9 protein-coding genes are annotated in these 9,597 nt (G+C 68.5%); 4 read left to right on the top strand and 5 right to left on the bottom strand.

The genetic code is table 11. The annotated features are described in order from the left end of the window. The first annotated feature begins 19 nt into the window (after window positions 1-19). On the top strand, window positions 20-931 hold the full coding sequence (locus B161_RS0107520; RefSeq protein WP_157755578.1) for a hypothetical protein: 912 nt from the start codon (window positions 20-22) through the stop codon (window positions 929-931). A 163-nt stretch (window positions 932-1,094) separates the two neighbouring features. On the opposite strand, the gene B161_RS0107525 is transcribed toward B161_RS0107520, so the two are convergent. The 3 genes from B161_RS0107525 to ligA all read right to left on the bottom strand — a co-directional run bounded on the left by B161_RS0107525 (window position 1,095) and on the right by ligA (window position 4,391). After that, window positions 1,095-1,400 carry an ETC complex I subunit gene (locus tag B161_RS0107525; protein WP_026310269.1) on the bottom strand — a complete coding sequence of 102 codons (306 nt, stop codon included), beginning with the start codon at window positions 1,398-1,400 and terminating at the stop codon, window positions 1,095-1,097. 307 nt (window positions 1,401-1,707) lie between these two features. Continuing rightward, entirely contained in the window at window positions 1,708-2,268 is a 561-nt protein-coding gene (locus B161_RS0107530) for a hypothetical protein (RefSeq protein ID WP_018632756.1), read from the bottom strand. Window positions 2,269-2,276: 8 nt separating this feature from the next. Continuing rightward, window positions 2,277-4,391, bottom strand: a complete 2,115-nt coding sequence (gene ligA, locus B161_RS0107535; protein ID WP_026310270.1) for an NAD-dependent DNA ligase LigA — start codon at window positions 4,389-4,391, stop codon at window positions 2,277-2,279. Window positions 4,392-4,636: 245 nt separating this feature from the next. On the opposite strand from ligA, the gene B161_RS18765 reads away from it, so the two are divergent. Beyond that, complete coding sequence (locus tag B161_RS18765; protein ID WP_018632758.1) at window positions 4,637-5,977, top strand: tetratricopeptide repeat protein; 1,341 nt, start codon at window positions 4,637-4,639, stop codon at window positions 5,975-5,977. Window positions 5,978-6,049: 72 nt separating this feature from the next. Beyond that, a complete protein-coding gene (locus tag B161_RS0107545) occupies window positions 6,050-6,487 on the top strand; it encodes a DUF983 domain-containing protein (RefSeq protein WP_018632759.1) in 438 nt (145 codons plus the stop codon). A 52-nt stretch (window positions 6,488-6,539) separates the two neighbouring features. Here B161_RS0107545 and B161_RS0107550 read toward each other — a convergent pair whose 3' ends face one another. Beyond that, window positions 6,540-7,661: a tetratricopeptide repeat protein gene (locus tag B161_RS0107550; protein ID WP_018632760.1), complete on the bottom strand. Its 1,122-nt coding sequence runs from the start codon at window positions 7,659-7,661 to the stop codon at window positions 6,540-6,542. 107 nt (window positions 7,662-7,768) lie between these two features. Continuing rightward, window positions 7,769-8,977: a radical SAM family heme chaperone HemW gene (hemW, locus tag B161_RS0107555; RefSeq protein ID WP_018632761.1), complete on the bottom strand. Its 1,209-nt coding sequence runs from the start codon at window positions 8,975-8,977 to the stop codon at window positions 7,769-7,771. Window positions 8,978-9,401: 424 nt separating this feature from the next. Here hemW and B161_RS0107565 point away from each other — a divergent pair, with 424 nt between their 5' ends. Beyond that, complete coding sequence (locus B161_RS0107565; RefSeq protein ID WP_018632763.1) at window positions 9,402-9,581, top strand: hypothetical protein; 180 nt, start codon at window positions 9,402-9,404, stop codon at window positions 9,579-9,581. Window positions 9,582-9,597: the final 16 nt, after the last annotated feature.

The following is a 9,597-nucleotide window of genomic DNA, read 5'->3' on the forward strand; positions in this document are numbered from 1 at the left end:
GAGGAGCGTCGAAAAGATCATGGGATTCATCCATCCGCGCAGCCTGCTCGCCGTCGTTCTGGCGGGGAGCCTTTCGGCCTGCGTCAGCGACGGGCCGGGCCATTTCGCCGACGTCAAGCCGCTGTTGGGGAAAAGCGGCCTGCCCGCTGCGGCGACCGCCAAGCTGGCGGGCTTCGGCGTCGAGGCTTCGATGCGCAGCGGGCCGGGGAACCGGATCGCCGACATTTCGGATTTCTCGCCCTCCACGGCGGTCGTCGGCGAAATCACCCTCGACGCCGAAGGCGAGGCGAGCGGCTTCATTCTGGACAATGGGCCGATCCCGGCGAAATGGACGCCCCAAAACAGCGCCTTCCAGCAAAGAGACGAGTCGATCTTCTCCGCCGTGACGCATGACGGGCTCTCCATCGTGGTGGGCTTCCTTCAGGGCGAGGATCAGGTCTTCGGGCCTTGGGCCGTCAGCAATAAAATCGGAGACAAAGGCCGCATGGGCGCCTTCAGCTTGGGGACGGAGACGCCTCCCGGCGCCGCCCCTGCGTCAGGCGTCGCGCGGATGGGCGGGGCGCTGATGGCGGTCGAAGCGCGTTATAACGTCGGCGGCGTCCTGCTGGCGAAGCTGGAGCTGGAGCTGGACCACGGCGCCCGCACGGCGCGTCTGCGGAGCTTCGAATCGCGGCCGGGAAGCAAGCTGGATCCGGCGCTCGACCTGACGGGCCTGCTGACCGCCGCGCCGGGAAGCGCCGTCTTCGTCGGAGAGGTCTCCATGGCGAACGGCATGCGCGGCGCGGCGGAGGCGCGGCTTTACGGGCCTGAGGGCGGGCGGGCGGGCGGGGTCTTTTCTTTGCGCGGAACGGGCTCGCATATCTTCGTGGGAGGCTTCGGAGCCTCGGTCCAGGCGGCGGAGGCCGCCGCCCCCTCTGAGACTCAGCCCTAGAGCATGTTTCAGCGAGGCCCTTTCGGCTTCGCGTCGCGAAAATGCGACCGCACAAGAAGTCAGAGCGCTTGAACGATCCGAGAGGGTCGGACAGCGTTCTGAAACGACGAACGCCGCCCTGCGCGCAGCCGGACGGCGTTCGGAGATCGGCCTTGAGGCGCGTTTAATGGGTCCAGGGCGCCCGGCGGCGGGTGGCGAAATTGTCGCCATAGGCCCGGGGGCGATGTTTGCGCGGATTGGGCTCGGTCAGCACATAGGGCCAGCCCTGTTCGCGGGCGTAGGCCTCGGCCTCCTCGCGGGTCTCGAAGCTGAGGCGGATCTGCGCGGAGGTCTCGCCCGAGCCGGTCCAGCCCATGAGCGGATCGATGCGGCGCTTCTCCTGCGGAGCGAACTCCAGAACCCAGAGATGCGTTTTGCCCGTGCCCGACTGCATGGCGTTTCTGGCTGGCTGGTAGATGCGTGCGAACATGGTCGAACCTGCTGGCGCCAAAAGGTGAAGTCCGGCGCCGGGCGGCCTCTCGGGACGCAGGCCCGAAAGCGCCGCGCGCGGCGCGCCTCAACCGAGCTTATCGCCTGAAGCCTCGCCGCGCGCAAGCTCGGATCCCGCCCCGGAGAACGAGGGAGCGAGGGGTGGGGCGCTCCGGGGACGGGATCCGAACCTTCTCTGGGCGATATAGAGGCGGGGCGGGCGGACGCAATCGCGCGGGGCGTCACGAAATCGTGCGCGTTCCGTGCGCGGAGGCCCCCCCATGAACGAAAGCCCGGCGAACGAAAGCTCAACAGGCGGTGTTGAACTCCACCACCAGCTCGCGCACCCGGGGATCGGGCCAATTGGGCCAAGGCAGATTGCGCTCGCGGCCGATGGTGTAGTCCTGACAGCGCGGACGGTCGGGGCCGGAGAATTCGCCCGCCAGAGCCTCCAGACGGCGGCGCATCTCCTGCGCGCTGAGCGGCGGAGCGGTGGCGAAGGTGCTCTCCAGACTGCGGATGTCGGCGGCGCCGATCAAAGCGGAATCGGCGAGGTCGGGCGCGAAGCGCGCGGCGGGCACGAAGAAGCGCGCCTCCACCGGCCAGAGCTCGCCCGAAGCCTGACGCTCGAAGGAGATGCGCGAGAACTCCGCATAGGCCTCGGGGAAATGGCGCACCGCCGAAGCCGAAACCATGCTCGCGACGTCGCCGCGCGCGGCCGAGGCGCTTTTCGCGCCGCCGCCCGCGATCAGCCACATGCCGCCCGCGCCCAAGGCCAAAGCGCCCAGGGCCGCCGCCGCGAGGATTCCTGCGCCGAAGCCCTGAGGCTTGCGTTTTTTGCCGCTCCGCCGCCGCGCTTCATCCGCCATTCCGTCCCTCACTCCAGCGTCGCGCGGCCCTCCAGCAGGTCGAGCCACGTCTCTTCGTCGACCGTCTTCACGCCCAGATCCTGAGCGGCCTTCAGCTTGGACCCCGCGCCCGGACCCGCCACGAGCAGATCCGTCGCGCGCGAGAGCGAGCCGGAGACCTTCGCGCCGAGCGCCTCCGCGCGGGCTTTGGCCTCGGCGCGGGTCTGACGTTCGAGCGTTCCGGTGAAGACCACGGTCTTTCCGTTCAATATCCCGTCGCGATTAATTTTCTCCGTATCCTTTGGACGAATCTCCGCGAGCAGCCGCGCGAGGCTCGCGCGGTTGGCCGGAGCCGCGAAGAAGGCGACCGCGGATTCCGCCAGAGCGGGCCCCACGCCGTCGATGGCCTCCAACTCGCGGCGGGCCTCGGAATCGGGATCGGCGGCGGCCTCCATGGCGGCGGCGAAGGCGCTCCAAGAGTGATAGCGCGAGGCCAAAAGCCGCGCCGAACTGGACCCCACATGACGCAAGCCCAAAGCGAAGATCAACCGCTCAAGGGCGATGTCGCGGCGCTCGTCGATGGCTTTGAAGAGATTCTCGGCGGATTTCTCGCCCCAGCCCTCGCGGTTCTTGAGCTGCTGAAGCCCCGCCGGATCGCCATAGCGCGCCCGCAGGGTGAAGATCTCGGCGGGCTCCTTGATCCAGCCCTCCGTGTGGAAGGCTTCGATCTGCTTGGCGCCCAAGCCTTCGATGTCGAAGGCGTTGCGCGAGACGAAATGCTTCAGCCCCTCCACGGCCTGAGCCGGACAGGTCAGGCCCCCTGTGCAGCGTCTCGCGGCCTCGCCTTCGGGCCGGATCGCCGGAGAGCCGCATTCGGGGCAGGTCTCGGGAAAGACGTAGGGCGTCGAGTCGGGGGGGCGGCCGTCGAGGACCACCTCGACGATCTGCGGAATCACGTCGCCCGCGCGCTGGATGCGCACCCGGTCGCCGAGGCGGACGTCCTTGCGGCGGATCTCGTCCTCGTTATGGAGGGTGGCGTTGGAGACCACCACGCCCCCGACCGTCACCGGCGCCAGCCGCGCCACGGGAGTCAGCGTCCCGGTGCGGCCCACCTGAATCTCAATGGCCTGCACGATGGTCTCCGCCCGCTCGGCGGAGAATTTATGCGCCAGAGCCCAGCGCGGCGCCCGCGAGACGAAGCCCAGACGCGCCCGCAAAGCCAGATCGTCGACCTTATAAACCACCCCGTCGATGTCGTAGCCGAGGCTGGCCCGGTCGGCGCCGATGCTCTGATAATGGGCGATCATCTCCTTAAGCGAGAAACAGAGCTTCGTGCGCGGATTGACCGGAAGGCCCCAAGCCGCGAAGGCCGCCAGCATCTCCATTTGCGTCGCGCCGGGCAAGGCGGAGGCCTCGCCCCAGCCATAGGCGAAGAAGCGCAGAGGGCGTCCGGCGGTGATTTTCGAATCCAATTGCCGCAGAGAGCCCGCGGCGGCGTTGCGCGGATTGGCGAAGAGCTTCTCCGCCGCCGCGGCCTGCCGGGCGTTGAGCGCCGCGAAATCGGCGTGGCTCATATAGATCTCGCCCCGAACCTCGAAGACCTCCGGCGCCTCGCCCTTCAGCCGGGCGGGAATCTCCTTGAGGGTGCGCACGTTGGCCGTGACGTTCTCGCCGGTGGCGCCGTCGCCCCGGGTGGCGGCCTCGACGAGCTTGCCGCCCTCATAGCGCAGCGAGATCGACAGCCCGTCGATCTTGGGCTCCGCCGTGACGGGCAGGGGCGTCTCGGGCGCCATGCCGAGGAAGCGCTTCATGCGGTCGAGGAATTCGGCGGCGTCCTCTTCGGCGAAGCCGTTGTTCAGCGAGAGCATGGGAACCCGATGGGCGATCTTGCCGAAGGCCGAAGCCGGCGCCGAGCCCACCCGCCTGGAGGGGCTGTCCTCTCGGATCAGGTTTGGAAAAGCGGCCTCTAAGGCTTCGTTGCGCAGCCGGAGCGCGTCATATGCGGCGTCGGTGAGGATGGGCGAATCCTCTTCGTGATAAGCCTTGTCGGCGGCGGCGATGCGCTCCGCCAGCCGCGCCAGCTCGGCGACGGCTTCGAGAGGAGTCAGCTTCTCGACCGGGATGTCCTGATCCTGTCCGGGCATAGGGCGCGCCTCTTCGTTGAAGGAGGGCTCCTTGCTGAGGCCTTCCCCCGGCGGCGTCAAGAGAGACTCCGCGCAGCCGCCTTTGAAACCTCCGCGTGAAAACCTCCGCGCGCGAGGCCCGGTTGAAACGACTGGCGAAAAGAAGGGGATTTCATTATCCTATCCGAAAGGCGAGGCGAGCGCCGCGAGCCCTGAACGAGGGGCGGCGTGGCTTTCCGCGTCTTGAGACCAAGGGACCGACGCGCATGACGCAGACCAGCGATCTTTCGGGCTTCACCCTCGCAGGCCATCAGCGCCGTCTGCGCGAGGCGGAGCGGCTCATGGAGGCCGAGGCCGAGAAGGGCGGACGCCAGGGGGGCTTGCTCGCCCGCCGCGCCGCGACTTTGGCGCGCGAGCGTCTGGCTTTGGGCGAGGAGAGCTTTCTTGAGGCCCAGCGCGCCCGCGACGCTCAATTGCGCATGCTGGAGCGGCTGCATAATCAATTCGACCTCGAAGATCTGAAGGTCGCCCGCGAGGGTCTGGAGCAGGGCGAAGGCGACGCCGCCGAGGTGCTCTTCGCCGAGCTGGAGGAGCGTCAGCGGCCCGCCGTCTCGCGGGCGGCTTGGGCGGCGCATCAGCAGGGGCTTCTGGCTTGGGAGGCGCTGCGTCTGGCCGACGCCCGCGGACATCTGGAGCGCGCCTTGCGGCTGGAGCCCGAGCGCTGGAGCCTCTTGCGCGATTCCGCCGAGATCCTCGCGGCCTGCGGCGACGAGTCGGGCGCGCGGCGCATGAGGGCCAAGGCGCTCAAGGCCGCCGAAGCCGAATTCGGCCGCGATTCCGCCGAAGCCGCCGAGGCCTCGGGGCGTCTGGCGGCCAGCGAGCACGCCCGCGGCGATTGGGCCGAGGCCGAACGCCATTATCGCCGGGCCCTCGCCAGCGACGAAGATCTGCTCGGGCCGGAGGCGCCGGACGTGGCCGCGCGTCTGGCGGCTCTGGCGGGGCTTTTGCGCGATCAGGGGCGGCTCGCGGAGGCCGAGGAGGCTTTGACGCGGGCGCTGCGGATCGGGCGGGGGAGTCTCGGCGAAGATCATCCTGAATTCGGGGCTTTGCTCAGCGCTCTGGGCGGGCTGCGCCGGGCTCAGGGGCGGCTGGACGAGGCGGCGGAGCTGCTCGTCGAGGCCATTCGGGTGGCGCGGTCCTCGGTGGGCGAGAATCACCCTATCCTCGCGCTGCGGCTGAATAATCTCGCGGGGCTGCGCCGCGCCCAAGGCTTTTTCGCCGAAGCGGAGACGCTGTATAAGGAGGCGGTGAAGATCGACCTCGAAGCCCTCGGGGCGCATCATCCGGGAACCGCCGTGGACATGTCCAATCTCGCCGGACTCTACGAGGAGATGGGCGTGGACATGGAGGCGGAGGATCTCTTCTCCGCCGCCGAGGCCGTCTTCCGCGAGGTCCATGGCCCGGCGCACAGCCTGACGCGGCTCGCGGCCGAAGGACGCTTGCGGGCGGCGCGGCGCTTGGCGCTGGAAGGGATCTCTTCGCCCCGCGCGAGCGACACGGCGCCGCATGGCGGAAGGTCATCTGTTCGCCGGGGAGAAATCGCCTAAGTTCTCAGATTGTCGGGCGTGGGGCCGGGGTCGGCCCGGACGCGCGGCCAAAGAGGATGCGGGAGAGAACTCATGAACGCCGATCATGGAGCCGAATTCGGAGCGACGCGCGTCGAAATCGCCGAAGCCGCTCAGGAGGCGCCCAAGCGGGACGTCTGGCTGGCTGTGCGTCGGGGGTTGCGCTGCCGCTGCCCGAATTGCGGCGAACCGACGTTGTTCACGAAATATCTGAAGGTCGCGGATCATTGCGCGGCCTGCGGCGAGGAGCTGCATCACCATCGCGCCGACGACATGCCGCCTTGGCTGACGCTGGTGGTGGTCTGCCATATCCTCGGCCTGCTGATCCTCTCGACCGAACAGACTTGGGAGACGCCCCAATGGGTGCATTTCACCGTCTGGCCGGCGGTGGGAGTCATCGCCTCTCTGGCCTTGCTGCCGCGCATGAAGGGCGCGGTGGTCGGCATGCAATGGGCCATGCGCATGCACGGCTTCCAGCAGGCCCGGAGCTGAAGCCTTCGGGCCGGGCCGCCGGGCCTCGGAGGGCCCGGCTCCCGCTCTGCGCTCAGGGCGCGATTTCGATCAGGCGCTCGCTGGCGGGCAGAACGCGCTCCGCCTGCGGCGGCCCGAAGGTCTCGGCGATGAGAATCGCCTTTTCGCGCACGGCGTTGGGCAGGAAGCGCGCGTAGCGCGTGACGAAGGCCCCGTAATTCCAGGCGAGGCGGCGCGTCTGAGGATGGGAATCGCCGAGGCTGGAGCGCAGGATCTCCAGCGCGAGGTCGTAATGCGGCTGAGCGGCGGCGTATTGGCGCCGCGTCTCATAAAGCGCCGCCAGATTCAGCTGCGCGTAGCCGGTCTGCGGATGATAGGGCCCGAGCGCGGCTTCGTTCGTCTGGAGCGCCTTGCGGAACAGGGCCTCCGCCTGCTGCGGCTCGCCCGCCGCCAAACGCAGATGCGCCAGCGTGTTCATGGCCGAGGCGGCGTTGGGGCGCCCCTCCAGCGCGAGGCTCCGATAGACGCGCAAAGCGGCCTCGACATGCTCGGTCGCCTCCTGAAGGCGCTGAGCCTGACGCTCCATCTCGGCGAGGTTCACCAGCGCGTCGGCGTATTCCGGCGAGGATTCGCCGAAAAGCCCGCGCCGCAGATTCAGAGCTTCGAGGAAAAGCGGCGCGGCGGCGGCGGGGCGCCCCTGATCCATATGGAAGGCCGCCAGATTATTGAGCGTTCCGGCGTAAAGCTCGCCGTCGGCCCTTCCGGCCTGCTCCAGAATCCGCAGCGCCCGCCCATAGAGCGGCGCGACTTCGGCCTCTCGTCCGGCGGCGGCGTTGACCTCGGCGAGATTGATCAGCCGCGCGGCGAGCGCGTCGGGGGGCGCCTCGCCTTTGGCCTCGACGAGGATCAGCGCCTGCTCCAGCGCGAGGGCGGCCTCGCGGTAGCGGCCCTGATGCTTGAGGGTCACGCCCAGATCGTTGAGGATGCGGCTCATGCGCGGCGAGCTCGGATCCGCCTCCGCGGCCTGAGCCGCGCGCAGATAGGCCTCCGCGCCGGAGAGATCGCCCGTCAGATAGGCCGCCCGGCCCATTTCGGCGAATTCTTCGGCCCCCGCGCCGCCCTGCGCGAAGGCGGCTTCGGAAACGCAGAGCGCGAAGGTCAGGACGGCGAAGCCGACGGCCTTGAAGCGGAGCATGGCGGGGGAGCCTCCATTCAGTGCTTGTGCAGTCTACGTCCATACAGTCAAAGAAAGCTTAACGCTCCATTCACCATAAAGGCGCAATCAAGGCGAAGGCCTCCCGCTCAGCGGGCGAGCTCCAAGATGATCGCGTCGAGGGTCCGGCGGCCCGCCGCCGTGGCGATCAGGCGTCCGCCCTCGCGTCGAAGAAATCCTTCGGATTCAAGGCGCTCGACGCGCTCCGGATCGAAGGGGCGCCCCGCGAGCCGGGCGTGGCGCGCCATGTCCAGCCCCTCGGCCAGACGCAGGCCCATGATCAGATGCTCCGTCGCCTGATCCTCCGGAGCGATCTCCTCCTCATGAAGCCGCCCGATTCCGTCGCGCTCGGCGGCGGCGAGCCAGAGCTCCGGCGCGCGATGGGTTTCGGTCGCGAAGCGCCGACCCTCGCTGGTGATCCGGCCATGGGCGCCGGGGCCGACGCCGAGGTAGTCGCCGTAGCGCCAATAGACGAGATTATGGCGGCATTCCGCGCCGGGGCGGGCGTGATTCGAGATCTCATAGGCGGGCAGCCCCGCCGCCTCGCAGATCTCCTGCGTGGCGTCGTAGAAATCGGCGCCGAGATCGGCGCTCGGCAGGCCCTTCAGCTTCCCGAGCCCATGCAGCCGCCCGAAGGCCGTGCCCGCCTCGATGGTGAGCTGATAGAGCGAGAAATGATCCACCGCCATCGACAGCGCGAGCTTCAGCTCCTTGCGCCAGTCTTCGAGGCTCTGGCGCTGGCGGGCGTAGATCAGATCAAACGAGACGCGGGGGAAGATCTTGCGGGCGACCTCGAAGGCCGCCTGCGCCTCGGCGGCGCTATGCTGGCGGCCGAGGGCCTTCAGATCGGGGTCGTTGAGCGCCTGCACCCCCATGGAGAGGCGATTCACCCCCGCTTCGGCGTAGGCGCGGAAGCGTCCGGCCTCGACGCTGGTGGGATTGGCCTCCAGCGTGACTTCCAGATCCGGCGCCGAAGGCCAAAGCTCGCGGGCGGAGTCCAGCGCCAGCGCGACGGTTTCGGGCTCCATGAGCGAGGGCGTGCCGCCGCCGAAGAAGATCGAATCCAGCCGCCGCCCTTGGGTCTGCGCCGCCTCGACCTCCAGCGCGCGGCGGAAGGCGCGCCGCCAGCGGCTTTGGTCCACCTGCGCCGAGACATGGCTGTTGAAGTCGCAATAAGGACATTTCGCCTTGCAGAAAGGCCAATGGACGTAAAGCCCGAATCCGCCCGAGCGCCAATCCTCCGGAACCTCGGAGGAGGGGGGGGAGAGGGCGGGCGACGCCCGGTCCGGGATCGGCATGGGGAAACCTCAGGGAATCGCGCGGGAGGGGCCTTCTATATAGAGGATCCGCCGCAAGGCGAAGGGCCGCGCCGCGGCCTCCGCGGCGCCCGGCGCAAGGAAAAGGCCGCTTTCCCCCGCGAAAGCGGCCTTTTGATGATTGGGACAAGGGCGGCGAGAGCTAAGCGACAAACGCCGAAAAAAGGCTCCGCCCGGGAAAGCTGCGCGGATCGACTTGCAAGAAGACCTGAGGAGGAGGCTAACGAATTTCGCGCGCAACGTCAACTTTCGGGGGAAAAATCGATCATTGTAAATCGTGATAGGCGAGCGGCCCTGAGCCATGCGCCGGGCGCATGGCCGAGTTGCAGCGAATGCGGCGCCGGAAATCGGGCGAATCGGGTATATTCCGCGCCAGAAAAAGCACACCCACTGTTGGATTTTTGCAATGTACGACTACCTGACCGCCATGATGGGCGCCTGGGCTCTTCCCCGCAAGGACATCGGCCGCGGCGCCGCGCCCTTCGCGGCCAAAAGCTCGCGCGAGGCGCAGGCTCTCCCCCGCCGGCATGTGATGCTGCCGGGCGCGCAGATCGCTCTGATCGCCAATCTCTCCGCCGCGCGCTGAGCTTCAGCCGCCGCCT

The sequence above is a fragment of the Neomegalonema perideroedes DSM 15528 genome (assembly GCF_000374145.1).
Taxonomy (GTDB): Bacteria; Pseudomonadota; Alphaproteobacteria; order Rhodobacterales; family Rhodobacteraceae; genus Neomegalonema; species Neomegalonema perideroedes.